Source organism: Nitrospirota bacterium (assembly GCA_037386965.1).
Classification (GTDB): domain Bacteria; phylum Nitrospirota; class Thermodesulfovibrionia; order Thermodesulfovibrionales; family JdFR-86; genus JARRLN01.
The window spans coordinates 25,652-50,633 of the sequence record JARRLN010000008.1; the positions used below are offsets into that span (position 1 = coordinate 25,652).

26 protein-coding genes are annotated in these 24,982 nt (G+C 64.4%); 20 read left to right on the forward strand and 6 right to left on the reverse strand.

From position 1 onward, the window contains the following. Positions 1–37 precede the first annotated feature (37 nt). Complete coding sequence (locus P8Y39_02280) at positions 38–1,228, reverse strand: DUF401 family protein (protein ID MEJ2191165.1); 1,191 nt, start codon at positions 1,226–1,228, stop codon at positions 38–40. 102 nt (positions 1,229–1,330) lie between these two features. Here P8Y39_02280 and P8Y39_02285 point away from each other — a divergent pair, with 102 nt between their 5' ends. The 12 genes from P8Y39_02285 to P8Y39_02340 all read left to right on the forward strand — a co-directional run bounded on the left by P8Y39_02285 (position 1,331) and on the right by P8Y39_02340 (position 11,291). Next, the gene (locus P8Y39_02285) at positions 1,331–1,669 is read left to right on the forward strand and encodes a hypothetical protein (protein ID MEJ2191166.1); all 339 of its coding nucleotides are present in this window, start codon (positions 1,331–1,333) and stop codon (positions 1,667–1,669) included. Next, complete coding sequence (gene ftsE, locus P8Y39_02290) at positions 1,666–2,328, forward strand: cell division ATP-binding protein FtsE (GenBank protein ID MEJ2191167.1); 663 nt, start codon at positions 1,666–1,668, stop codon at positions 2,326–2,328. The genes P8Y39_02285 and ftsE overlap by 4 nt, the downstream gene beginning before the upstream one ends. Continuing rightward, entirely contained in the window at positions 2,325–3,194 is an 870-nt protein-coding gene (locus tag P8Y39_02295) for an ABC transporter permease (protein ID MEJ2191168.1), read from the forward strand. The genes ftsE and P8Y39_02295 overlap by 4 nt, the downstream gene beginning before the upstream one ends. Positions 3,195–3,198: 4 nt before the next feature. Beyond that, positions 3,199–4,359 carry a peptidoglycan DD-metalloendopeptidase family protein gene (locus P8Y39_02300; GenBank protein MEJ2191169.1) on the forward strand — a complete coding sequence of 387 codons (1,161 nt, stop codon included), beginning with the start codon at positions 3,199–3,201 and terminating at the stop codon, positions 4,357–4,359. 22 nt (positions 4,360–4,381) lie between these two features. Then, positions 4,382–5,728 (forward strand): S41 family peptidase, encoded by a 1,347-nt coding sequence (locus tag P8Y39_02305; protein ID MEJ2191170.1) that lies wholly within the window; start codon positions 4,382–4,384, stop codon positions 5,726–5,728. Continuing rightward, the gene (locus P8Y39_02310) at positions 5,709–6,386 is read left to right on the forward strand and encodes a ribonuclease H-like domain-containing protein (GenBank protein ID MEJ2191171.1); all 678 of its coding nucleotides are present in this window, start codon (positions 5,709–5,711) and stop codon (positions 6,384–6,386) included. The genes P8Y39_02305 and P8Y39_02310 overlap by 20 nt, the downstream gene beginning before the upstream one ends. Positions 6,387–6,467: 81 nt before the next feature. Beyond that, positions 6,468–7,178 (forward strand): hypothetical protein, encoded by a 711-nt coding sequence (locus P8Y39_02315; GenBank protein ID MEJ2191172.1) that lies wholly within the window; start codon positions 6,468–6,470, stop codon positions 7,176–7,178. Positions 7,179–7,264: 86 nt separating this feature from the next. Further along, positions 7,265–8,182, forward strand: coding sequence for a cation diffusion facilitator family transporter (locus P8Y39_02320; GenBank protein MEJ2191173.1), 918 nt, complete (start codon positions 7,265–7,267; stop codon positions 8,180–8,182). 11 nt (positions 8,183–8,193) lie between these two features. After that, positions 8,194–9,327, forward strand: a complete 1,134-nt coding sequence (locus tag P8Y39_02325; protein MEJ2191174.1) for an ATP-binding cassette domain-containing protein — start codon at positions 8,194–8,196, stop codon at positions 9,325–9,327. Continuing rightward, the gene (locus tag P8Y39_02330) at positions 9,320–10,252 is read left to right on the forward strand and encodes a SufD family Fe-S cluster assembly protein (GenBank protein ID MEJ2191175.1); all 933 of its coding nucleotides are present in this window, start codon (positions 9,320–9,322) and stop codon (positions 10,250–10,252) included. The genes P8Y39_02325 and P8Y39_02330 overlap by 8 nt, the downstream gene beginning before the upstream one ends. An 8-nt stretch (positions 10,253–10,260) precedes the next feature. Then, positions 10,261–10,698 (forward strand): arsenate reductase ArsC, encoded by a 438-nt coding sequence (locus tag P8Y39_02335; protein MEJ2191176.1) that lies wholly within the window; start codon positions 10,261–10,263, stop codon positions 10,696–10,698. Between the two features lie 182 nt (positions 10,699–10,880). Continuing rightward, a complete protein-coding gene (locus tag P8Y39_02340) occupies positions 10,881–11,291 on the forward strand; it encodes a class II SORL domain-containing protein (GenBank protein ID MEJ2191177.1) in 411 nt (136 codons plus the stop codon). Here P8Y39_02340 and P8Y39_02345 read toward each other — a convergent pair. Both P8Y39_02345 and P8Y39_02350 read right to left on the reverse strand, forming a co-directional pair. After that, positions 11,237–12,691, reverse strand: coding sequence for a HAMP domain-containing sensor histidine kinase (locus tag P8Y39_02345; protein MEJ2191178.1), 1,455 nt, complete (start codon positions 12,689–12,691; stop codon positions 11,237–11,239). The genes P8Y39_02340 and P8Y39_02345 overlap by 55 nt on opposite strands. Then, a complete protein-coding gene (locus P8Y39_02350) occupies positions 12,681–13,382 on the reverse strand; it encodes a response regulator transcription factor (GenBank protein ID MEJ2191179.1) in 702 nt (233 codons plus the stop codon). Before P8Y39_02350 ends, P8Y39_02345 begins: the two co-directional genes overlap by 11 nt. 121 nt (positions 13,383–13,503) lie before the next feature. On the opposite strand from P8Y39_02350, the gene P8Y39_02355 reads away from it, so the two are divergent. Both P8Y39_02355 and hemW read left to right on the forward strand, forming a co-directional pair. Continuing rightward, positions 13,504–13,923 carry a ferritin-like domain-containing protein gene (locus P8Y39_02355; GenBank protein ID MEJ2191180.1) on the forward strand — a complete coding sequence of 140 codons (420 nt, stop codon included), beginning with the start codon at positions 13,504–13,506 and terminating at the stop codon, positions 13,921–13,923. 223 nt (positions 13,924–14,146) lie between these two features. Further along, positions 14,147–15,265, forward strand: coding sequence for a radical SAM family heme chaperone HemW (gene hemW, locus P8Y39_02360; GenBank protein ID MEJ2191181.1), 1,119 nt, complete (start codon positions 14,147–14,149; stop codon positions 15,263–15,265). A 248-nt stretch (positions 15,266–15,513) separates the two neighbouring features. Here hemW and P8Y39_02365 read toward each other — a convergent pair whose 3' ends face one another. Beyond that, positions 15,514–16,239 (reverse strand): cation transporter, encoded by a 726-nt coding sequence (locus P8Y39_02365; protein ID MEJ2191182.1) that lies wholly within the window; start codon positions 16,237–16,239, stop codon positions 15,514–15,516. Positions 16,240–16,452: 213 nt separating this feature from the next. Between P8Y39_02365 and P8Y39_02370 the strand changes: the two genes are divergently transcribed. The 6 genes from P8Y39_02370 (at position 16,453) to hisB (ending at position 23,601) form a co-directional block, all read left to right on the forward strand. Beyond that, positions 16,453–16,920, forward strand: a complete 468-nt coding sequence (locus tag P8Y39_02370; GenBank protein MEJ2191183.1) for a 3D domain-containing protein — start codon at positions 16,453–16,455, stop codon at positions 16,918–16,920. Positions 16,921–17,165: 245 nt separating this feature from the next. Further along, a complete protein-coding gene (locus P8Y39_02375; GenBank protein ID MEJ2191184.1) occupies positions 17,166–19,334 on the forward strand; it encodes a bifunctional (p)ppGpp synthetase/guanosine-3',5'-bis(diphosphate) 3'-pyrophosphohydrolase in 2,169 nt (722 codons plus the stop codon). Between the two features lie 31 nt (positions 19,335–19,365). Continuing rightward, positions 19,366–20,241, forward strand: a complete 876-nt coding sequence (gene hisG / locus P8Y39_02380) for an ATP phosphoribosyltransferase (protein ID MEJ2191185.1) — start codon at positions 19,366–19,368, stop codon at positions 20,239–20,241. A 430-nt stretch (positions 20,242–20,671) separates the two neighbouring features. Continuing rightward, positions 20,672–21,907 carry a VanZ family protein gene (locus P8Y39_02385; GenBank protein ID MEJ2191186.1) on the forward strand — a complete coding sequence of 412 codons (1,236 nt, stop codon included), beginning with the start codon at positions 20,672–20,674 and terminating at the stop codon, positions 21,905–21,907. 75 nt (positions 21,908–21,982) lie between these two features. Further along, entirely contained in the window at positions 21,983–23,017 is a 1,035-nt protein-coding gene (gene hisC, locus P8Y39_02390; protein ID MEJ2191187.1) for a histidinol-phosphate transaminase, read from the forward strand. Beyond that, positions 23,014–23,601 carry an imidazoleglycerol-phosphate dehydratase HisB gene (gene hisB / locus P8Y39_02395; GenBank protein MEJ2191188.1) on the forward strand — a complete coding sequence of 196 codons (588 nt, stop codon included), beginning with the start codon at positions 23,014–23,016 and terminating at the stop codon, positions 23,599–23,601. Before hisC ends, hisB begins: the two co-directional genes overlap by 4 nt. A 4-nt stretch (positions 23,602–23,605) precedes the next feature. Here the strand turns inward: hisB and P8Y39_02400 are convergent, their stop codons facing one another. Further along, the gene (locus P8Y39_02400; GenBank protein ID MEJ2191189.1) at positions 23,606–24,376 is read right to left on the reverse strand and encodes a DpnI domain-containing protein; all 771 of its coding nucleotides are present in this window, start codon (positions 24,374–24,376) and stop codon (positions 23,606–23,608) included. A gap of 74 nt (positions 24,377–24,450) precedes the next feature. Continuing rightward, complete coding sequence (locus tag P8Y39_02405) at positions 24,451–24,711, reverse strand: helix-turn-helix transcriptional regulator (protein MEJ2191190.1); 261 nt, start codon at positions 24,709–24,711, stop codon at positions 24,451–24,453. Positions 24,712–24,982: the final 271 nt, after the last annotated feature.

Genomic DNA, 24,982 nt, shown 5'->3' on the forward strand with positions numbered 1-24,982 from the left:
CTCTTTTCCTCCATCGCGTGTTTCCTGCGAAGGCCGCTCACAGAAGAAAATAAAGCGCGAAGGCCGCGGCGAGCACCAGGGCCGCGGGAAGGAGCATCCGCCGGTAGATGCCCGCCATGTCGGCGGCGAAGTACTCCCGGGTGAGGACCAGGCAGACGTGCACGGGGGAGAAGAGCACCCCCGTAAACCCCGCGGCGAAGGCCAGGGCCACGGCCCCCAGAGAGCCGCCCCCGGCCAGGCTGGCCAGAAGCGGAAAGGTGGAGCCCACGAATCCTATGGTAAGGCCCGTCAAGAGCCCCGTGGCGAGGGGAAGGAAAAACAGCGTGGGCAGAAGGGGCACGCCCTGGGCGGCCGCGTACGCGCTGAGGTTCTCCACGGCGCCGGAAGCCTGCATTACTCCCTTGAAGAGCATCACCCCGCCGATGAGCACGGCCACCTCCCAGGAAATCCCGTACCGGAGGGTCCTCGCCAGGTCTTTCCACCCGTAGCGGTAAAACAGAAACAGGGCGGCCAGCACTACCAGGATGGCCATGTACAGCTCCATCCGGAAGGCGATGACCAGGAGGAGCACCCCTCCGATGGGAAGGAAGCTCGCCAGGCGCTTTCTTCCCGCCTCCCGGCCCCGGCCGCCCTCCTTTCCCCTCACGTTTCGCATGCTCACCGCAAACCCCGAGGCGGCCATCACCCCGGCAAAGACGAGGTTTGCCAGGATGAGGTCCCGGAGCGCGATGCCCGAGAGGGCCGCGGCCAGGAGTATGCCCGGGTACAGGGGAAGCACGTATTCCCAGGGATGGCGGTACCAGTAGTTGACGAAGCCCTTTTCCTCCGGAGGCATCTCCTCCCCCCTGGTGGCCGCCTCCACCATGGGGGCGCTGAAATAGGCCCCGCCCACCGAGGGGAGCGTCCCGATGAGAAGGGGCATGGAGACGATGGCCGCGCGGCGGCTCGGCGTAAGCGCACCGGCGGCCGCCATCATCTCGCCGAGGATGTCGTGCTCCCGGAGGACCATCTCGAACATCCTGATGAGCCAGAGCGCGGCAATGAGCTCCACCGTCACGGGGTCGGTCAGCGAGACGTATACCGCCCGGCCCACTTCATAGGGGCTCATCCAGGCCGACAGGGAGAGAAAGCCCGCCGCCATGAGCATGACGTAGCCTATCTTCATCTTCATCCTCAGCAGAACGACGATGAGCAGAAAAGACAGCGTGAGCCTCAGAATGTCCGCCACGGCGCCACCTCTCCCGGAATGCGCGCGAATCGAGGGTTTGCACGTTTTTTCAGAGCCGGGCTTTCAATTCCTGCCCGGCCGGGTTTATAGTATAATATCCCGATGCTTACAGGGTTCAACACCAACGTCCCTTTCAAGGGCAAGATGTACCACGTGCAGACCGAAGACGGCGGCGCGAGAAACCCTGTGTTTACCACCCTCCTTTACCACAAGGGCGAGATACTGGCCTCCGAGAAATCCAGCTATGCCGACCTCCTCATCGACGAGAACTGGGAGGAGAAGGCCCTGGAGCGGATGAAGGAGCAGCACCGCACGGTCATCCGCAAGCTCATGAAGGGCGGCTGGAGCCAAGACCCCGACCCCGCGGCCTCCGGCAACGGGAAGGAGAAGTCCCTGGAGGAGACCATCATCGATTACATCGTCGGGCCGGAGGGCCAGTGATACATTTCCAGAACGTCTCGAAGACCTACGACGCCCTTTCCGCCCTCAAGGACATCACCTTTTCGGTGGAGCGCGGCGAGATGGCCTACGTGACCGGCCCCAGCGGGGCGGGCAAGACCACGCTTTTGAGGCTCATCTTCCTTGCCGAGGAGCCCGACCACGGCACCATCACCGTGGACGGGCAGCGGATAGACCAGCTCGGGGACTCCGACATCCCGCGCCTCAGGCGGAAGGTGGGTGTGGTGTTTCAGGACTTCAAGCTCCTGGAGCGGCGCACCGCCTACGAGAACGTGGCCCTCACCCTGAGGGTGCGGGGCCTGCCGGAGTCGGCCATCAAGCCCGCCGTCTTCGAGACCCTGAAGATGGTCAACCTCCGGCACAAGGCCGACAGCTATCCGCCCACCCTCTCCGGCGGCGAGCAGCAGCGGGTGGCCATCGCCCGGGCCCTCATCGGGGAGCCCACGGTGCTTCTGGCCGACGAGCCCACCGGCAACCTCGATCCCGAAACGGCCTGGGGCATCATGCGCATCTTCAAGGAGATAAACGCCCGGGGGACCACGGTGCTTCACGCAACCCATAACCGCGACCTCTTCCGGGGCTCGGCGGGCAGGGTCTTCCGCCTGGAGGGCGGCGGCCTTTTCCCGGAGGCGGGCCTGTGAGCTATCCCTTCCGCGTGGCCTTCGAGGGCCTCTGGAAAGAGAAATGGATAAACGTGCTGTCCATGTGCACCATCGGGGCGGGCCTGTTCATCATGATGCTGGCTGCCCTGGTGGTCTACAACCTCAACCTGGCCACCCGGTCCCTGCCGGAGCGCTTCACCATCACCGCCTATCTGAAGGACGGCCTGGACGACGGGGCCACCGGGGACGTCATGAAGGCCGTCCGGGGGCTCTCGGGGGTGAAGAAGGTCGTCTACGTCTCCAAGGACGACGCCTTGAGGGACCTGGCCTCCACCCTCAAGGACGCCGATTTCGTCCTGGAGGGCCTGGATGAAAACCCCCTTCCCGACGCCCTGGTGCTTACGCTCGGGGAAGAGGCCGTCAAGGGCGGCCGGGTGGGCGACCTGGCCGCCACGCTCTCGGGCCTCCAGGGGGTGCAGGACGTGCAGTACGGCGAGGAGCTGCTTGCGGCCATCAGGAGCGTGGGCCGCTATTCGCGGGCCTTCGGGCTCTTTCTGGTGACGGTCCTCTCGGCGGGGGTGCTCTTCGTCTGCTACAGCACGGTGAAGATACTCTTTTACAGGAAGAAACCCGAAATCGACACCCTGAAGCTCCTCGGGGCCACCCGGTGGTTCATCCGCTCCCCCTTCCTCATCGAGGGCGGCGTGGTGGGGCTGGCCGGGGGCGCGATAAGCGGGCTCAGTGTGGCCGTCCTTTACTCCGTGGTGCTGGGGAGCCTGGGGGCCTCCCTGCCGGCCGTTCTGAGCATAGCCACCCCCTCGGAACTGGTCCTCCTCGCTCCGCCGGCGGGCCTCCTGGTCGGCCTGGTGGGGGCCTTCTTCGCCGTGGGCAGGATAAAGTTCTGAGCGTATGGCTTTCCGGCGAGTGAGCCTGCTTCTGGCCGCGGCCTTCTCCCTGGTGCTGCTCGTTCCCTCCGCATTTGCAGCCGAAGACCCCGGCACGGTACAGGAGCGCCTCGAGGACGTCCAGAAGAAGATAGAGGGCAACGAAGCGCAGCTGAAGAGCGCGCGGAAGCTCGAGCGGGTCACCCTCAAGGAGCTGGAGGCGGCCGACCGCAAGCTGGTGCGGGTCTCCAAGCAGCTGTCCGTCTACAGGGCCAAGCTCAAGAAGACCCAGAGCCGCACGGTCGTCCTGGAGGGCGAGATGGCCTTTCTCGAGGCCCGCATCGAGGACAGGAAGCACTGGCTGGTCCGGAAACTGAGGGCCATGAACCGGCACAGCAGGTCCGGGGACATGCTGCTTGTGCTTTCGGGCTCCAGCGACCTGGGGCAGCTGGTGAGGCGGTGGCACTACCTGGGGGTCCTGGCCCGCCACGACAAGGACGTCATGGAGGCTTACCGTGCCGACCTCACGGAGCGTGCCCAAAAGCGCAAGGAGCTGGCGGCCGTCACCGGCGAGCTCAAGGATCAGGAGCACAAGGTGCTCCTGGCGGAGAAGGCCCTCCTCGGGGAGAAGAAGAAAAAGGAGGCGCTGCTGGCCCGGGTCCGGAGCAAGAAGGGCTCCTATGAGCGTATGCTCAAGGAGCTCCGGCGGTCCTCGGCCCGCCTGCAGAAAATGCTCAAGCAGTACAAGCAGGCCACCCGCTACCGGGGGACGAGCATCCGCAAGCTCAAGGGCAGGCTGCCCTGGCCGGTGCACGGCCCGGTGGCCGTCCCCTACGGCGTGCAGGAGGACCCGCGCTTCAAGACCCCGGTATTCCGAAACGGCATCTACATCGCCGCCCCCCCGGGCGCCCTGGCCCGCGCCGTGCACGGCGGGGACGTGGTCTATGCCGACTGGTTCCGGGGCTACGGGCAGGTGGTCATCATCAACCACGGGGGCGGCTACCACTCCCTGTACGGGAACCTCTCGGAGATTTTTTTGAAGCAAGGCGATATAATAGGGAAGGACGATGTCATAGGGCGGGTCGGCACCTCGGGAATGCTGAGCAGGCCGTCCCTTTATTTTGAGATTCGCTACAACGGCAAACCGCTGAACCCGACCCAATGGCTGTCGAAAAACAGGCGATAGAACTGGAGGGGATAGCGACGTGATGCGAAGGAAGAGGGCTCTGGCCCTCCTTGTTACGCTTGCCGTAGTGGCGGCCATTTCCCTGGCCGTCTGGGCCCCCGGCTCCCGGGTGAGCGCGGAGGGCGAAGTATACGAAGGCCTCAAGGTCTTCACCGAGGTCCTCTCGGTGGTGAAAACCAAGTACGTCGAGGAGACCAATACCCAGGACCTCATCTACGACGCCCTGGCCGGCATGCTGAAGTCCCTGGACCCCCACTCGGGGTTCATGACGCCGGACATGTACAAGGAGATGCAGATAGACACCCGCGGGAAGTTCGGCGGCCTGGGCATCCAGATATCCATGAAGGACGGCGTCCTTACCGTCATCGCCCCCATCGAGGACACCCCGGCCTGGCGCGCGGGCATAGAGGCCGGCGATAAGATCATCAAGATAGACGGTGAGTCCACCCAGGACATGAGCCTCCAGGAGGCCGTCAACAAGATGCGCGGCCCCAAGGGCACCTCGGTCGTCATCACCATCTTCCGCGAGGGCGAGAAGGAGCCGAAGGACTACGCCATCGTCCGGGACATCATCGAGATAAAGAGCGTGGATGCGAAGGTCGTCGAGGACGGCATCGGTTACGTGCGGCTCAAGCAGTTCCAGGAGAAGTCCGCGGCCGAGATGGAGGCGGCGCTCCAGGACCTGGTGGGCAAGGAGGAGGTCACCGCCCTCATCCTGGACCTCCGGAACAACCCCGGCGGGCTCCTCACCAGCTCCATCGACGTGGCCAACCTGTTCCTGCCCTCGGGCAAGCTGGTGGTCTATACGAAGGGCCGGGCCGAGGACCGCACCGACTACCGCACGGTGCAGGACGGGCCCTATCAGGACATCCCGATGGTGGTCCTGGTCAACCAGGGGAGCGCCAGCGCTTCGGAGATAGTGGCCGGCGCGCTCAAGGACTGGAGGCGGGCCATCGTGCTGGGGACCGAGACCTTCGGCAAGGGCTCCGTGCAAAGCGTCATCGGCCTTTCGGACGGCTCGGGCCTCAGGCTCACCACCGCCCGGTACTATACGCCCAAGGGCCAGAGCATCCAGAACACGGGCATAACCCCGGATATCGTGGTGAAGCTGAAGTCCGCCAACGGAGCCGCCGAGCACGTCGTGGTGCGGGAGAAGGACCTCAAGGGCCACCTGGAGAACGAACAGGCGGGCCAGGGCGACGCATCGGATACCGGCGAGGAGAAGGCCGTCATATTCTCCAGCCTGAGCCCGGAGGACGACACCCAGCTTCAGCGGGCCATCGACCTTCTGAAGGCCTGGGAGACGTTCAAGAAGCTTCCCGACGGCGAGTTTCTGCCCCGCGTGGAGAATGTCCCGGCTCATAGTTGACATCGAGACGGTAGGCAAGGAGCTTCGCGAGCTCGACGATGTCACCAGGGCGTACTTTCTGCGGGGGAAACAGACGGCCGAGGAGGTCAAGGAGGTCGAGGAGACCCTGGGCTTCTACCCGGTGACGGCCGAGGTGGTGGCCATCGGCCTGCTCAACCCCGACACCTCCCGCGGAGCCGTGTATTTCCAGACCCCCGGCGAGGACCCCCTCCTGCCCTTCGAGGAGGGCGGCATCACGTACGCCACGGGCTCCGAGAGGGAGATACTGGCCAGGTTCTGGGAGACGGTGCGGACCTATGAATCCCTGGTCACCTTTAACGGCCGGGGTTTCGACTGCCCCTTTCTCCTGGTGCGCTCCGCCGTGCACGGCATAGCGCCCACGCGGGACCTCATGCCCAACCGCTACAGCGACCTGCACATCGACCTCATGGACCGCCTCTCCTTCTTCGGCTCGGTCAGGCGGAAGTTCAGCCTGGACATATGGTGCCGCGCCCTGGGCCTGGAGAGCCCCAAGCAGGAGATGAGCGGCTACGAGGTGGCCGGCCTGTACCGCGAGGGCCGCCACCTGGACATCGCCCGCTACTGCGCCCGGGACCTCTTCGCCACCAAGGGCCTTTTTGAGGTCTGGGAAAAATACATCGGCTCCCGCCCTGTCTGACCCTCTTCCGGTGAGCACGGGCCTTCCGGGCCACCAGGCGAAAATGCTATAGTAGGGCGCTTTCGAGAGAGGGGAGGACGCATGTCCGTACGCAAGAGCGGGAGGAACCGCAGAAAGCGCCTGGGGGAGATGCTCCTTGAGGCGGGCCTCATCGACGAGATGCAGCTTGCCGTGGCCCTCGGGGAGCAGAAACAGTGGGGCGGCAAGCTCGGGGCCGAGCTTCTCCGGCTGGGGTTCGTCGCCGAGCGGGAGCTGGCCCTCGTCCTGGAGGAGCAGCTCGGCATACGGTGGATTCAGCTTTTCGACCGGGACATCCCGGAAGAGGTCTTGCGCCTGGTGCCGGCGGACCTGGCCACCTCGTACCTGGTCATACCCGTGGAGTACGACGGCAAGACCCTCACCCTGGCAGCCACCAACCCCATGGACCTGGAAGTGATGGACACCCTTCAGTTTCTCCTCGGAAAGAGAATCCGCCCCCTGATGGCCCTGGAGCCGGACATCATCGCGGCCATCGTCAGGCATTACGGGCTGGAGGGGACGGACTTCGAGGCGTCGATGGAGAAGAAATGGGCCGGATGGACCGTGAGGACCGAGGGCGCGGGACGGACAGCCCGAATGCCCGGGTCATCCATTCCGTCCGGCCGCTGCGGGCCGCACCCGCCCCAAAGCGGTGTTGCCGGGGCGGGGCATCCGTCGCTCTACGAGGCCCTGGTAAAACTTCTCCTGAGGAAGAACCTCATCACGGAGAAGGAGCTTTTGGAAGAGTTCAGGCGCATGGACGCTTCTCCCTGAGAGAACCGGGCTCCGTCGCCTTCGGCAGACCTTTCCCCTTTCATCACCCTCTGGCACGGACGGGTGCGTTCCGATAAAATAAAAACATGAGTGCGATGAAGCCCGAGAAGCGGCTGACCATAACGTTTTCCATCACGGCGCTCATCCTCGTGGCGGAGGTGGCCGGCGGCATCATCAGCAACAGCCTTGCCCTGTTGAGCGACGCGGGCCATGTGTTTACGGACTCCCTGGCCCTGGGGCTGAGCGTGGCGGCCGCGCGCATCAGCATGAGGCCGCTGGACCCCCGGGCGACCTACGGCTATCACCGGGTGGGCATCCTTGCGGCGGCCATAAACGGGCTGAGCCTTCTGGGCATCGCCCTGTACATTTTCTACGAGTCCTACCTGCGTTTCATGAACCCCCCGGAGGTCCACCTCGGCGTGATGCTCCCGGTGGCCGTGGGCGGCTTTCTCGCCAACCTTCTGATGGCCGCCATCCTGGGCCACCACCACGAGGACCTCAACGTCCGCAGCGCGTGGCTCCACGTCCTGGGGGACACCCTGTCCTCCCTGGGGGTAATCGCCTCGGGCGTGGTCATCTACTTTACAGGCTGGGTCTATGCCGACCCCCTGGCGGGCCTTCTCATCGGCGCCATCATCATCGTCGGGGGTGTCCGGGTGGTGCGGGAGGCCGGGAGCATCTTCCTCGACCTCGTGCCCAGGGGCTTTCACGTCGAGGAGATTGCCGACGAGATTCTCTCCCTGCCGGAAGTCCTGGGGGTCCACGACGTGCACATCCGCTCCCTTACCCACGGCAGGGTGGCCTTCACGGCCCACGTCTGGGTGCGCGACCGGCTCCTGAGCGAAGTGGAAGGCATCCGGACGGAGATAGAGGACCTTCTGAGGAACAAGGGCATCCGGCACATCATGCTTCAGTTCGAGTGCATGGAGTGCGACACCGACGGGCTGTACTGCCGCACCTGCTCCGTGCGCCCCCACGAGGAGCACGAGGACCACGCCCACTGAGGAACACCTCAATGGCCCTTCTTGACATAAGAGACCTCACCCTGGCCGTGGAAGGGAGAAGCATCCTCAAGGGCCTTACCTTCTCCATCAAGGAAGGAGAGATTCACGCCCTCCTGGGCACCAACGGCACCGGCAAGAGCACCGTGGCCAACCTCATCATGGGCTCCGGAGGCCTCCGGCCCCAGGCCGGCCGCATCTTCTTCAAGGGAGAGGACATCACCGGCCTACCCATCCACGAGCGGGCCCGCCGGGGCATCACCATGGCCTGGCAGGAGCCCGTGCGGTTTGAAGGCATTACCGTCAAGGACTACCTGCACCTGGGGTGGGCGCGGCCCGCAACGACAGACCGAGCAGGGCCTACAACGACTGACCAGGCGCGTCCCTCAGCGACCGGGCAGCGGCCCGGGGCGGCAGGGCAACGGCCCGGGGGTCCCGGACCCCTTTCCACGACCTCTGGTGGGGAAGCTTTTAAAAGGGAGGGGTCGGTGACCTCCCGCACCCGGCCCGATGACATCGCGGGCTTCTCTGAGAACCACGCTTCGAATGACAGTGAAAAAGGGTCCGTGACCCCCGTGACCTCCCGGTCTCTCCAAGCGAAGCCCGATAACACCGAGGGCTCTACTGAGAGCCGCGTCTCGGATGACGAGGAAAAGGGGTCCGTGACCCCGGGGACTCCCGAAGCCCCGCAGACGCGGCCCGACAACGCCGCGGGTTCCACTGAGAACCAGGCTTCGAATGACAGTGAAAAGGGGTCCGTGACCCCTCTGTTGGAGATGGTGGGGTTGAGTCCGGAGCTTTACCTGCACCGGATGGTGGACCGCTCGCTCTCCGGCGGGCAGAGAAAGCGCGTGGAGCTGGCCTCGGTGCTCGGGCTCGGCCCCGCACTGGCGATTCTCGATGAGCCCGACAGCGGAATCGACATGCTTTCCACGAAGGACGTGATAAACGTCATTCAGGCGTTCAAGGGCAGGGGGGCGTCGGTTCTGCTCATCACCCACAGGGAGGAGATAGCCCGGGGGGCGGACACGGCGAGCCTCCTGTGCGGGGGACGCATCGTCTGCGCGGGAGACCCCGGCAGGGTGGCCGAGTACTACCGCAACAGGAAGTGCGTGATATGCGACGGCCGGGAGTGCGTCTATGTCTGAGCTCGGCGGGCTCCTTCGGGCGTATCGCGAGGCCGGCGGCGAGGACGCCGCCCTTGCGGACAGGGCCACGGCCCACCTGATGCTTGAGGGCAACAGAATCGTGAGCATGCGGGAGGTGGAGGGTTTCGCCTGCGCGGCCCGTGAGACCCCCGAGGGGCTCGATGCGTCCATCCGGGTGGCCGAGGGCGTGAGGCTTGAGAAGCCCGTGCACCTGTGCTTCGGGATGCTCCACGGCGGGCTTCAGCACATCGTGCTCGACGTGCGCTTCGGGCGGGGGGCCCGGGCGTCTTTTCTGGCCCACTGCGTGTTTCCCGACATCTCGGGCGTGGGCCACGTGATGGACGCCGAGATAGGGCTTGAGGAGGGGGCCGAGATGCGTTACAGCGAGGTGCATTTCCACGGGGAGCATGAGGGAGCCGAGGTGAGGCCCACCGCCCGGGTGCAGGTCGGTCCCCGTGCCCGGTACTTCACGGACTTCTCCCTTACGCGCGGAAGGGTGGGGGACTTGCGCATCGACTACGTCGCGGACGCCCGGGAGAGCGCCGTGGTGGAGATGACGGCCCGGGTTTTCGGCCGGGGCAGGGACAGGATTTCCATCGACGAGAAGGTCGTCCTCTCCGGCGCGGACGCCCGGAGCCTCATCAAGACCCGCGTGGCCCTGAAGGACGAGGCCCGGGGGGACATAACCGGGGCCACGGAGGGCAATGCCCAGGGGGCGCGGGGGCACGTGGACTGCATGGAGATTGTCAGGGACCGGGCGGTGGCCCGGGCTGTGCCCATCGTCAATGTCTCCCACCCGGGGGCCAAGATCACCCACGAGGCCGCCATCGGGAGCGTGGACCAGAGGCAGCTGGAGACCCTGCTGGCCCACGGCCTGACGCCCGAGGAGGCCGTGGACGTCATCGTGCGGGGGGTGCTCCGGTGAAGCGGGTGATGGTGCTGTGCACGGCAAACTCCATCCGCTCGCAGATGGCCGAGGGGTTCCTGAGGGCCATGGGCAAGGGCAGGATAGAAGCCCACAGCGCGGGCGTCATGGCCGCGGGCGTCAACCCGCGGGCCGTCAAAGCCATGCGGGAGGCCGGCATCGACATCTCCGGGCAGAGCTCCAAGGAGCTGGACCCCGCCCTCCTCCGGCGGATGGACCTGGTCATCACCGTTTGTGGCCATGCCGAGGCCACTTGCCCCTCCACGCCGCCTTCGGTCCGCCGCCTCCACCTGCCCATCGACGACCCGGTCGGGGCGCGGGGCACGGAAGAGGAAGTAATGAACGAGTTCCGCCGTGCCCGGGACGAGATAAGAGCGGCCCTCGTCCCTGTGGTCAGGGAGCTTCTGGCCGAAGAGGACATTTCCCGCCTCTACCGAAAAAGCTAAGCGGCCGCTTTCAAACCGGCCCGCCCTTCCTTTGCCGTTTCCGGACTCTCCAACCGCTTGACAGGGTGCCGGTTTGGTGACATGCTTTCCTTAACAGCCGGATTCCGGTTGACGGAAGGCGCGGAGACGGGGCGCGAACCAACTCTTTTATTCGGGGAATCCCAGGAGAAGGAGGCATCACCATGGCGGACGTTACAGTGGCCAAATTCGGAGAACTCTTCCAGACCGCCGATTGGAAGACGGAGAAGCACGTACCTGTCATCGAGTGTCCCGATAAGGTGAAGGCCGGCGAGATGTTCACGGTAACGGCCACCATCGGCAAGGAAGTGGCCCATCCCAACAAGACGGAGCACCACATCCGCTGGATAGAGCTGTATTTTCATCCCGAGGGCGAGAAGTTCCCCCTGCAGGTGGCAAACTGCCAGTTTACGGCCCACGGCGAGGGCCTGGAGGGGCCGGACACGGGGGCGGTGCACGCCCATCACGCGGTCACCGTGCAGATGAAGACGGCCAAGCCCGGCACGCTGTACGCAACGAGCTACTGCAACATCCACGGCCTCTGGAAATACAGCAAGGAGGTCAAGCTCTCCTGAGGGGGCGGGCGGCATCCTGAAAAGCGGGCGCTCTTTCGGCCCTTTGAGTCTCTACCGAAAGGTGCACTGAAGGCCGGGAGCGCCGTTGCGCCCGGGTCGCTTGTGGCGTCGAGCCGGCCGCCCATGATGCCCACCAGCTCCTTGACGATGGCCAGCCCCAGGCCCATGCCGGAGGAGCCCTTTCCCTTGTAGAACCTCTTGAAGATATGAGGCAGGTCCTCCGGGGCTATGCCCCGCCCGGTGTCCCTCACCTGGATGTGGAAGCTCCCGTCCGTCTTGCCCAGCTCCACCCGGACGGCGCCTCTGTCGGTGTACTTTATGGCGTTGGTGATGATGTTTCTGAGGATGATTTCCAGTTTCTCCAGGTCGGCGGTGACCGCGCACTCCCCCTCGGGGAGGACCGAGACCTCCACCGGCTTTCCCGCGAGCATGGGGGAAAGGGAGGCCACGACGCCCCGGGCGAGGCTGCCCAGCTCCACGGTCTCGTATTCGGCTGGCTTGAAGAAGCTGGCCTCGGCCTTGGCGAAGTCCTCGATGCCCTCCACCAGGGAGATGAGCCTCTCCACCTGGCCGGCCAGCCCGGCCACGGTCTCCCGGTCGCACCGGACGACCCCGTCGGCCACGCCCTCCAGGTGGGCCTTCATCACGGTCAGCGGGGTGCGCAGCTCGTGGGCCACGTTGCTGGTGAGGTGCTTCCTCAGGGCCTCCTCCCTCTCCAGGGACTCCACCATGTGGTTGAAGGCCTGGGTGAACCGGCCTATCTCGTCCTTGGACCCGCCCGGCACGCGGACGCTCAGGTCCCCGGTGGAGACTTTTCCGGCGGCGCGGGTGAGACGCTTTATGGGGCCGGTGAGAAAGATGCTGAAGACGGCCGACAGGAAGACGGCGCCCCCGCCGGCGATGACGAAGCTGGTGACGAGGAAGGTGCGGCCCCGGCGCTTGAAGATGCCCTCCTTGGCCTTCAGAAGCCCCCTCCTCTCCAGGGGCCGTATGTGCAGGGAGCCTATCTCCTTGCCCTGGGCAAAGAGGGGATAGCTCTCGAACTCCCCCATCGGCTGGTTCAGGTTCACCAGGGCCTCCATGCGCCTCCGCATGGTGGGGGTGAGCCCCTTCAGGGCCTCCCGCGAGGTGAGGACCCCCTTCCCCCCGGCGTCCAGCACCTGCACGTCGAACCCCAGCATGGTGGCCCAGTGCAGGTAGTCCTCCAGGGTCTTCCTGTCCCAGCCGCTCCGGGGGTCGTAACTGCCCTCCACCGAGGCCAGCACCCAGTAGAGGCGGTCCTCCCGGGCCCCCATGACATAGTCCTCGAAGTCCTTGATGATAAGGTGCTCGAAGATGAAGTTGCTGACCAGGGCGGTGAGGATGACGGCGAAGAAGGCCAGGAAAAGCTTAGTCCTCATCCCGCGTGCCGATGAACTTGTATCCCAGGCCGTAGACCGTCTTTATGAAGACGGGCTCACGCGGGTTGGGCTCTATCTTCTGCCTCAGGTTCTTGATATGGGCGTCCACGGTGCGCTCGTACCCCTCGAAGTCGTAGCCCTGCGCGAGGTTGACCAGCTGAAGCCTGCTCAGCACGGCCTGGGGGCGTTCGGCCAGTATCTGCAGCATCCTGAACTCCGTGGGGGTGAGGGTCACGGGTGCGCCGTCGCGCTGTACCTCGTGGTTCTGGACGTTTATCGTGAGGATGCCGCCGTTGAAGCTCAGGACCCGCACGGGCTTCCTCGTCCTCCTCAGAAGGGCGTTCACCCGCGCCACCAGCTCCCGCGGACTGAAGGGCTTGACCACGTAGTCGTCGGCCCCGATGTGCAGGCCCTTGACCTTCTCCTCCTCGGCGCTCTTGGCCGTCACCATGATGATGGGCACGTCGGAGTTTTCCCTGAGGAGGGTGCATATCTCCTCGCCGGCCATGTCCGGGAGCATGAGGTCCAGGATGACCAGGTCGTGGTCCTGCTTGAGGAGGGCCAGGGCCTGCTCACCTGTCTCGGCCACCGCCGCCTGGTAGCCCTCCCGCTCGAGGTAGGCCCTGGTGATGTCCGCTATCCTTCGCTCATCCTCGATAATGAGGATTTTTCCCTTATTTGTAGCGCTCATAGATTGAGTATACCCTTCCGGAAAAGCCTTCCGCAAGGCCGGTGCAAGGCGGCGGGCGGCCTTGCCCCGGCCCTCCCGTTCCGGTACACTTGGGGTACTCAGCCACCAAGGAGGGACATCCATGGCAGCGAAGAAGATGGGGGAACTGCTGAACCAGGCCATAGCCCGGGAGATAGCGGTGAGCATCCAGTACATGTGGCAGCACGTGATGGTCAAGGGCCTGTATGCCCAGTCGGTGGGGCCCGTCTTCCGGCAGATAGCCCTGACCGAGATGCTCCATGCCGAGATGATAGCCGAGCGCCTGGACTACCTGGGCGGGAAGCCCACCACCGAGCCCGCAACCATAAACGTGGGGGGCTCCGACCCGGAGGCCATGCTCAAACTCGACGTCAAGGCCGAGGAGGAGGCCCTGGCCCTCTACCGGGAAATCATCGAGCTTGCCCAGAAGGAGGGGGACTACACCACCCGAAAGCTCTTCGAGGATATCCTGCGGGACGAGGAGAACCACCACAACACGTTCCTGAACCTCCTGGGCAAGTAGCCAGGCGCGGCCTGGAGCGGCTGGACACTGAAGGGGATTATGCCTAGGACGGCCTGCTTCCCGTCCCGTTTCACTGGCGTTAAAGAGGGGACTGGTCCCCGGCCAGCGGGCCGGAGCGACTTGACATCGAAGGGGATTATGCCTAGGACGGCCTGCTTCCTAACCCGTTTCGATGGAGTTAAAAAGGGGGGCTGGCCCCCCTGGTCCCCTCTAAGATAGGGGTATGGAGAGCGTTTACATCCACGTGCCTTTCTGCGTGCGGAAGTGCGTCTACTGCGATTTCCTCTCGGTGCCCTTCGACCCCGGGCTCGCCCGGGCGTACGTGGAGGCCCTGGCCTGCGAGGTCCGCCTGCGGGAGGGGGGCGAGATAAAGACGCTTTACCTGGGCGGGGGAACGCCCACCGTCCTGCCGGATGCGCTCTTAAAAACCCTCTTCGGGGCGCTCATGGAGCGCTTCACCCTTCTGCCCGGCGCGGAGGTCACCATGGAGGCCAACCCCGGCACCCTGGGAGGTGGCAGGGCCGGGACGCTCCGCTCCCTGGGTGTGAACCGCCTGAGCATCGGGGTGCAGTCCTTCAGGGACGAGGACCTGCGGCTCCTGGGAAGGGTGCACAGCGCCCGGGATGCCGAGGAGGCCGCACAGAGGGCCAGGAAGGCCGGGTTTGAGAACGTCTCGCTGGACCTTGTCTTCGGCATCCCGGGGCAGACCCCGGAGGGCTGGCAGGAGACCCTCGAGCGCGCCCTCTCCCTTTCCCCGGCCCATATATCGGCCTACGAGCTCACCCCCGAGGCGGGCACCCCGCTCATGGAGGCCCTGGAGCGGGGAGACCTCGTCATGCCCGGGGAGGACGTGGTCCTGGAGATGTTCGCCCGCACCGTGGACACCCTCGCCGCCCACGGCCTTTTCCGCTATGAGATATCCAACTACGCCCGGCCGGGACGGGAATGTCGCCACAACCTCAACTACTGGGACAGGGGCGAGTACCTGGGCCTGGGGGCGGGGGCCCACTCCCTCCTCTGGGAGAGGCGGGAAAGCAACACCAGGGACATCGGGGGCTATATCGCAAGCCTTTCGGAGGGCGCGCTTCCCGTGGCCGAAAGCAACGCCCTCAGCCGGGAGGACATCCTCAGGGAGGTATTCTTCCTCGGCCTCCGGAAGACGGAGGGCATCGAGAGGGAAAAGTGCGAGAGGGAGCTGGGTGTGGACCTCGGGGATGCCCTCCGGGAGCTTGAGGACGAGGGTCTTCTTGAGGTCGGCCAGCGGAGGGTGCGCCTGACCGGGCGGGGGATGCTTCTGTTCAACCCCACGGTGGGCAGGCTCCTGGACGCCCTGAATCTCTAGAGGGCGTAAGGGGGATTTCGCATCCCCCTTACGTATCCCCCTCTGCGCATAAGGGGGAGTTTCTCCCCCTCATGTATCCCCCCGGAAAAAACGGAAAAGCTTTGCTTTACGTAGGGAGGACTAACGGTGTCCCTACGTACCCCTTGGTAAGAAAAAGTATTCTCTTCGTCTCATGTGAGGGTGTTTGTTCCTCGCAGGGCCAACTGGCGTCCCCTTGTATAGTCCCCTTAATCTCCAGTCTCCAGTTTCTAGCCTTTGCCGAAGGTGATGGGGGTAGCGGGCTTCTCCGCTCTGGCGTCCTCCGCCTGCTCCGGGCCGGGGCACGTGCCCGCCGCGCAGGAGCAGAGCTTCCCCCGGGCCTTCTGGAAGGCCTCTCTTCCTTCACGGAAAGCCAGCAGGGCGATGAGGAGCGCCCCCAGGCTGTCCAGCCCCCCGATGCCCGTCAGCTCGTAGCCTCCGCTTGAAAGGAGGAGAATGACCGAGAGGTAAAGGCAGGTCCTCGTGCAGGCGGCATCCGCGACGATGGCCTCGCTCCGGAGGGCCAGGCCCACCCCCATCTTGTAGCGGATGAGAAGCCACATGGTGGCTATGGAGACCAGGGCCACCACGATGCCCCAGAAGGTGGTCACGGGGGCATGGCCCTCCACGAGGTTGACGACTGACGTTACGGCCAGCCCCGCCGCCAGCAGGTAGAAGGCCCCCCCGGTGATGCGGAGGGCCCGCGCCTCGAACCGGTCCGGGCTCTCCTGGCCGCCCCGGCGTATCCGCCGCACCATGTGCCAGATGCCCACGCCGGAGATGACCTCCACGAAGGAGTCGAGGCCGAAGCCCATGAGCGCGAAGGTCTTGTCCTCGAGCCCGAAAAACAGGGAGACCAGGCCCTCGGCAAAATTGTACGAGACCGTCACCAGCGCCAGCGCGGCGGCCCAGCGATACAGGCGCTCCCTGTCCTCGGGAAAACGGATGGCGTTCATTTCCCTATTGTACCAACCAAGGCAGGCCGAAGAAACAGCGCGAGTGCGCGCGCAGGAGGGCCGTTGACCAAAAGTGGTGAAATTGCCGAATTGTGCCCTAACACTGTGTCATTTCCACCATATTGGGCCCTTTCCCGATACATTTCTCGCCATAACTCGTCTTTATTTCTTTGACAATTCTCCTGGCATTGATATTGTTAGGTAAAGGGTGCAATGAACAGGCGGGCGGCCATACTGATTCTCTTGTTCGCGGGGTGGTTGTTGGGGTACATGCATCACTACCTGGCCACCAGAACGGAGATGAACGACCTCATGGTGCAGAACATGGCCATGCATGAGGAAATCACCAAGCTCCGGGCGAGCATCCCCGCGGCCATGAAGGTCAATGTGAAGGCCACGGCCTACAGCAACGACCCCTACTCCATCGACGTGGCCAAATGGAGGGACGGCCTTACGGCCACGAACACCCAGGCGCGCCGGGGCATCGCGGCAGCCGACTGGCGCGTGTTTCCCCCGGGGACCCGTCTTTACATCCCCGGCTACGGAGAGGCCACCGTGGAGGACCGGGGCGGCGCCGTCAAGGGCTACCACGTGGACCTCTTCGTGGACTCATACAACGAGGCCATCCGCTGGGGCAACAAGGACATGGAAATCTACGTCCTGGAGATGGGCAAGGGATAGAGGGGTAGAAAACCTGACACGCCCCGACGGGGAGCCACAGGGCTCCCCTTTCTTTTTCTTCCGGCCCGGACGCCCGGCCCGCGGTGACGAAGGCCTCCCGGGCGTGGAGCCGCCGCTTGTCCTTTCCCAAGGTTCTCTTCCGGGTTTCTCGACCCCCTCGGTTTAATCGACCCCGTTTCTTCAAAGGCTCCCCGGGGTCTCGAAAATCCTCCTTTCCCCGCTTTATAATAGAAGTGAGGGAAAAGATGGGGAAAAAGCTCAACGGTAAGCCGGCTGTCCAGGAGGTCAGGAGCGTGGAGGACCTGTGCCGGAAGGTGCGCTCCTACAACTCCGCGGCGGACACCGAGTTCATCAAGCGCGCCTACTGGTTCGCCAGCGAGGCCCACGGCCTTCAGAACAGGCAGGACGGCTCCCCCTACATGAAACATCCCCTGGAGGTGGCCTCCATCCTGGCCGACATGCGCATGGACGTGGCGACCATCGCCGCGGGTGTCCTGCACGACACCATCGAGGACACCTACATCCACACGGAGGACATCCGCAAGCGCTTCGGCTACGACCTGGCCTTCCTCGTGGACGCCCTGACCAAGCTCTCCCGGATGGAGTACAAGTCCAAGGAGGTGGCCCAGGCCGAGAGCTTCAGGAAGATGCTCCTGTCCATGAGCGAGGACGTGCGGGTCATCCTCATCAAGTTTGCCGACCGCCTGCACAACATGCGCACCCTCAGGCACCTGCCGGAGAACAAGCGCCACCGCATCGCCACCGAGACCCTGGAGATTTACGCCCCCCTGGCCAACCGCCTGGGGATGGGGCAGCTCCGCACGGAGTTCGAGGACCTGAGCTTCAGGTTCCTTCTGCCGAACCTCCATAACGAGCTTGTGCGCAAGGTGCGCAAGATGCGCGAGGAGCACGAGGGCTACATCAAGGCCCTGGCCGCCGCCATCGAGAAGCACCTCGCCGAGGAGGGCATCCCCGGTGCGGTGCAGGGAAGGGTGAAGCACTATTACGGCATCTACCAGAAGATGCAGCGGCAGGGCATCCCCTTCGAGCAGGTGCACGACGTGCTGGGGCTCCGCATCATCACCGACACCAAGGCCAACTGCTATGCCGTCCTGGGCCTGGTGCACGGCCTGTGGAAGCCCATCCCGGGGAAGTTCAAGGACTACATAGGCGTGCCCAAGTCCAACATGTACCGGTCCCTGCACACCACGGCCATCGCCCCCGGGGGCGAGCGCGTGGAGATCCAGATACGCACCGAGGAGATGCACCGGGTGGCCGAGGAGGGCATCGCCGCCCACTGGAAGTACAAGGAGAGGTCCACGAGCGAGCGGAAGGACGAGGATTACGTGGCCTGGCTGAGGGAGCTGGTGCAGGTGCAGAAGGAGGAGGGCTCCGACGACGCCCGGGCCTTCCTGGAGGCGGTCAAGAGCGAGGTCGTCCCGGACGTCATCTACGTCTTTACCCCCAAGGGGGACATCAAGGAGCTTCCCCTGGGCTCCACGCCCGTGGACTTCGCCTATGCCATCCACACCGAGGTGGGCCACAAGTGCGTGGGGGCCCGGGTAAACGGCCGGATGGTCCCCCTGAGGCACCAGCTGGCAAGCGGAAACACCGTGGACGTCATCACCTCCCAGACCCACAAGCCCAGCCGCGACTGGCTGAAATTCGTGGTCACCACCCGGGCCAAGAACCGCATCAAGCAGTGGTTCAAGACCGAGGAGCGCGCCCAGAGCATCGAGCTGGGCACCCGGCTCCTGGAGGACGAGCTCAAGAAGCACAACCTGCCCGGCGCCCTCATGAAGGACAACAAGGCTCTGGAGGAGGTGGCCCGGAGCTTCTCGCTCCGCTCGGTGGACGACCTTCTGGCCTCTCTGGGCTACGGAAAGGTCTCGGCCCACCAGGTGGTAAACCGCCTCCAGCCCGACCAGGCCGTGCAGGAGGGCCCCCGCATCACCCGGCAGAAGAAGGAGATAAAGGGCATCACCATCAAGGGGGTGGACGACGTCCTTTACCACACGGCCAAGTGCTGCTTCCCGGTGCCCGGGGACGACCTGCTGGGCTTCATCACCCGGGGCAAGGGGGTGGCCGTGCACCGCAGCGACTGCCCCAACCTGGAGCGGCTGGCCGTGGACGAGGCCCGCCTCATCGAGGTGGACTGGAAGCCCAACCCCGACGTCACCTCCTACGCCCGTGTCGTGGCCAACACGGTGGACAAGCCCGGCATCATCGCGGAGCTCTCCGCCGTGATGAGCGCGCAGAAGGTCAACATCTCCCACCTGGAGGCCACCACCAGCAGCCAGGACCGGAGGGCCCGCCTGGTCTTCGTCCTGGAGGTCAGGGACAAGCGGCAGCTCCTGCACATCCTCCGGCAGGTGGTGCAGATGGACGGGGTGCTGAACGTCCGCCGTTATTGAAAACACCCGCAGGCTTCTGCTAATTTAAACGATGGCCGACATTCTGAAGCTCGGACTCCCCAAGGGCTCTCTGCAGGAGAGCACGCTCAAGCTCTTCCGCAAGGCGGGCTACCACATCAACGTCTCCAGCCGCTCCTACTACCCGGCTTTCGACGACCCGCAGATACAGGGCATGCTCATCCGGGCCCAGGAGATGGCCGGCTACGTGGAGAAGGGCATCATCGACTGCGGCCTCACCGGCAAGGACTGGATCCTGGAGCAGGGGGCCAAGGTGCACGAGGTCACCGAGCTGAACTACGCAAAGGAGGGCCTCCGCCCGGTCCGCTGGGTGCTGGCCGTCCCCCATGACTCCAGGGTGCGGAAGGTCCAGGACCTGGAGGGCAAGCGCATCGCCACCGAGCTGGTGGGCTACACCAGGCGCTACTTGAAGAAACAGGGCGTAAACGCCGAGGTGGACTTCTCCTGGGGCGCCACCGAGGTCAAGCCCCCGCACCTGGCCGACGCCATCGTGGAGCTCACCGAGACGGGCAACTCCCTGAGGGCGAACAACCTGCGCGTCATCGAGACCCTGTTTGAGTCCACCACCCGCTTCATCGCCAACCGCAAGGCGTGGAAGGACCCCTGGAAAAGACGGAAGATGGAAAACATCGTCCTTCTGCTCCGGGGCGCCCTGGCGGCCGAGGAGAAGGTGGGACTCAAAATGAACGTCCGCGAGAAAGACCTGAAGAAGGTCACCAGCCTTCTGCCCTCGCTGCACTCCCCCACGGTCTCCACCCTCTCCACGCCGGGCTGGTACGACCTGGACGTCATCATCGACGAGAAGGTCGTCCGCGACCTCATCCCCCGGCTCAAGGCGGCCGGGGCCACCGGCATCGTGGAGTACCAGCTCAACAAAGTCATCCCCTAGGCATCCAGATGCCCTTTTCTTCCCCCTCTTTTCCGTTCTGCGTGATTGAAGGAGAACTGCCTTTCGACCCCACTTCCGCGGCCAGCCAGGCATCCAGATGCCTTTTTCTCTCCCCTTTTCTCCCTTTCCGCTTCACTGCGTGATTGAAGAAGAAGCGCCCCTCGACCCTCCTCTTTCCTCCCTAGAGCAATCCAACTTAACCTGTGGCCGATTTAAGGGAGAGGTGCCTTCCATAGGCAGTTCCCCCAAAGGAGTCACTGCCAAGCCGCCTCAGGTCAAACGGCAACGACAAGGAGGCCTTCGGCTACATAATTTATTAAATTGCTCTAGGCTCCTTCCCTTCCCCTCCTTCTCTTGCGCTTTCCCGTCACTTGTCTCGTTGATATCTCCGTACCGGCCGCCCCTCGCCATGCTTTATACTATGAGGATAATGAGGCGGGTTTCTCTGGGTGGGTTTCTTCCTGTCGTGGCCATGGCCCTTTTCATCCTTTACGGGTCGCTCTTCCCGTTTTCGGGATGGAGCTGGCCCGGAGGCGGGGCCGTCCAGAGCGTGGAGGGGGGCTGGCCCCGGTATATCTCCAGAAGCGACGTGGTCACGAATTTTCTGCTCTATGTGCCCTTGGGTTTCCTGGCCGCCCGCGCCCTGAGGGGGCGGCTGGGGCTCTGGGCGTCGGCGGCGGGGGCGGTCCTCATGGGGGCGGCCCTGAGCGGGAGCCTGGAGCTTCTTCAGCTTTTCCTTCCGGGCCGGGTGACCTCGCTCCTGGACGTCATGTTAAACAGCGCGGGCACTCTGGCCGGGGCGCTTGTGGGCGTTCTGCTGGCCACGCGGTCGGCTTCGGGGGACAGTCTGGCCGCTTTCCTCGGCGCCCGCGATGATGACGGTCCCCTCCGGGGCGTGGGCCTCCTGGTGCTCGTCCTCTGGGCGGTCTCGGGGCTTTTCCCTCTGGTGCCTTCCTTCAGGGCGGCCAACCTGGCCCAGGGCGTACGGCCTCTCCTGGAGGCCCTGCGGGACCCCGGCAGGCTGGACGGGACGACGGCCCTCACCGAGGGGTTTTCGGTCCTGGGCGTGGGGGCGGTGGCGCTCACCTTGCAATGGTCCAGGGAAAGGGCCCTCTGGCTTCTCTCGGCGGCCGTGCTCCTGGTGCTTGCCCTGAAGGTGCCGGCGGTGCAGAGGATGCTCACCCTGGAGGCGGTCCTCGGGGCCGGGGTGGCCCTGGGCCTTTTCTGGATGGCGCGGGAGGCCCCCCGCGAGGTGCTTCTCTGGGCGGGCGTGACGGCGCTTACGGCGGGCTTCGTCCTTGAGGCCCTTGCACCGGGCCCGCGGGCACTGGCGGGAGGGTTCAACTGGGTCCCCTTCCGCGGGCAGTTCGGCAGCATCTTCGCCCTGAAGGACGTCATAGACGCCATGTGGCCCTTCATGGCGGTGGGCTACCTGGTGCTCACCCTGTACAGGGCCCGCTCTTCGGTCTATCTGCTGGCAGGCGGCGGGGCCGCCCTGCTTTTCGCCTTCTTCGTGGAATGGCTTCAGCGCTGGGTGCCGGGGCGCTATCCCGACCTGACCGACGCCCTCCTGGCCGGGGCCGGCTGGGTGCTGCCCTGGCTGCTTCTGCGTCTCCGCCTGGAGGAAAGAAAGGCAGCCAGCCTCAAAATCCCCCGGCAGCCCTAAGAGAGAGCCCACTGGTGGGCACTGGTGGGCACTGGCGGGCCGCTGGTGGCGGTGCGCATGGTATAATGCGTGTTTATGAAAAGAAACATGGACATTACTCGCCTGGTTAGGCCTGCGGTGCGGCGCCTCAAGGCATACGAGGCCAGGGAGGTGCCGGCCAGGGTGAAGCTCGACGCCAACGAGAGCCCGTACGGGTTCGCCCTCCGCTCTCCCCTGCCGGCAACCAACCGCTACCCCGACCCCGAGGCCAGGGAGCTGAGGAAGCGGGCGGCCCGGGAGTTCGGCGTCCGGAGGGAGAATGTCCTGGTGGGAAACGGCTCGGACGAGCTTATCTATTATCTCGTTACCACCTTCGGCGGGCCCGTCCTCTATCCCACGCCCACCTTCGTCATGTACGGGGCCATCGCCCGGGCCCTGGGGGAGGAGACCGTGGAGGTGCCCCTTTCCGAGGACTTCGACCTGGACGAGACGGCCATGCGCAGGGCCGTGCGTGAGAGGAAGCCCCGGCTTTCCTTTCTCTCCACGCCCAACAACCCCACCGGCAACTGTTTTTCCGCCGGGCGGGTGCTCAGCCTCATCGAGCGGGCCCCGGGCATGGTGGTGGTGGACGAGGCCTACCAGCCCTTCTCGAGCGAGCGTGGTTTCCTGCCGCTTCTTCGCGACTACCCCAACCTCCTCATCCTGCGCACGTTGAGCAAGGTGGGCCTGGCGGCCCTGAGGGTGGGGTTTCTGGTGGGCTCGGCGGAGGCCCTGGAGCAGGTCAACAAGGTGCGGCTGCCTTTCAACCTGAGCGCCCCGTCCCAGGCCCTGGCGGTGGAGGCCCTGGGGGAGAAGCGCGCCAGGCGCGCGGCCGTTCGGAGCATCGTCAGGGAGAGGGGCCGCCTCATGCGGGAGCTCCGGAGGGTGCCCGGCGTGACGGCCTATCCCTCGGAGGCGAACTTCATCCTCTTCCGCGTGCCGGGGGCCGGGCGGGTGCACAAGGGGCTTTTGAAAAGGGGGGTGCTCGTCAGGAACATGGAGGGCGCCCTGCCCGGGTGCCTGCGGGTGACGGTGGGGGCGCCGGAGGAAAACGGGGCCTTTCTGGACGCCCTCAAGGAGACGCTTCGATGAGAAAAGTGACCGAGACAAGAAAGACCAGGGAGACGGACATCTCCCTTACGCTTGAGCTGGACGGGCGGGGAAAGTACGCCGTGGCCACCGGCATTGCCTTCCTCGACCACATGCTTGAGCTTATGAGCAAGCACGGCCTTCTGGACCTCACGGTGAAAGCCAAGGGCGACGTGCACGTGGACGACCACCACACCGTGGAGGACGTGGGCCTGGTGCTGGGGGCCGCCCTCAAACGCGCCCTGGGGGACATGAAGGGGGTGCGGCGGTACGGAAGCGCCCGGGTGCCCATGGACGAGGCCCTGGCCGAGGTGAGCCTGGACCTGAGCGGGAGGCCCTTTCTGGTCTACCAGGTCAGCTATCCCAAGCGCTCCCGCATCAAGGGCTTCGACGTGGACCTGGTGCAGGACTTTCTCCAGGCGCTCTCCACTGCTGCGGGCATGACGCTCCACGTCTCTGTGCCCTACGGGCGGAACACCCACCACATGGTGGAGGCGGTCTTCAAGGCCCTGGGGCGCGCCGTGCGCGAGGCCGTGGAGGTGGACCCCCGGGTGAAGGGCGTGCCCTCCACCAAGGGGAAGATATAGGGTTTCAGACCCTCAGCCGGTAATGGCCGGGGGAGAGGAAGGTTAGCATTCCCCTGTCCCGGAGGACCTGGAGCTGCTGGCGGATCTTGGGGCGGACGTTTTTGTTGGCTGGATGAAGCCTCTTTAGGGAAGCTTCGTACTCATAGACCTCCCGCAATGTGAAATCTTCCTTGCCCAGGTCGCGCACGCATTTCAGGACATCCGCCAGCCAGCCCCTTTCATTGGCCTTTTGCTCCGAAAGAAACCTGAACCGCGCGTAGTCCTTCCGCACGTCACGGGGAGACATCGCGTGCCCGCCATGGATCAGCGGAATCCGGGCGTCCCCGGGCAGAGCGCCCAAAAGGATATTGCATCCCTGCCAACCCGCGCGCCGTGCCTTGGGTGAAAGGGGGTTTCGCATCTCGATGCATGAGAGGGTGACGAAATGCCTTGGAACCAGAAGAAGGTTCTCCACGCATTTTGCATCCCTGCTGTAATGCATGAACAAGAAGTTCGGCGACCTGTCGTGTGCGATCGCCTCGGCCATGGGCGCATAGGCGGCGTCCGCGACTTTGCTGCCCAGGGGCCTGCTCTGGCTCTTTAACTGGTACTGCTCCTTGCACCTGTCGCAGACGAAGTCAACGACCCTGGTGTTCTCGCGGGCTGGTACCAATCGGTCGGCCCGGCACGAAACGCAGTAGAGGTTCGTTCGCGCCCAGCTTTCGGTTAGGACACGTGCTATCTGGGAACCACTCTTGTAGCCCGCCGCCTTAGAGGGATCAAAGCAAAGGTCCATCTTTTCTGATATACGGGATAAGCCATCTCTTGCCACCCGCCCACTTGAGAAAGGGTTTCGCTTCTTGAGGGGTTTTATGCGTCTTCTTTCCCGTTCCGCCTGACATCATATATTCCCTTGAATATGTCATTGATTCTTACGTCCAGTGCGTCCGCGATGCGGAAAAGGGTCTTGAGTGACGGGTAGCGCAGGCCCCGCTCTATCTGCCCTATATAGGAGACATGGATGTCCGCCTTCTCCGAGAGCTTTTCCTGCGAGAGATGCTTTTTCTCCCTGAGCTTTTTGATGTTCTGGCCCAGGGCGAGGCAGCGGTCATCGGGCTTGGCCTGCGGCATGGGGTACTATAAATTTCTTACAAATAGTATTTAAAGAGACTATATGTAATAAGGCTATTTGTAATAGGAAAGTTGGAGGAGGGAAAGTTTATGACACCTTAAAAACTATGGAGAGGGTAAGAGGCGCTTCTCTACCAGGGGGCTACACAAGGGGGACTTGCGTCCCCCTTGCGCGTTCCTTAGTTGTACCGGACGGTTATCTCGTAGTCTATGCTCGCGTGCTTGGCCGGAAGGTCATCGCCCTTTCCGGGGCAGATGAGCTTGCCCGCGG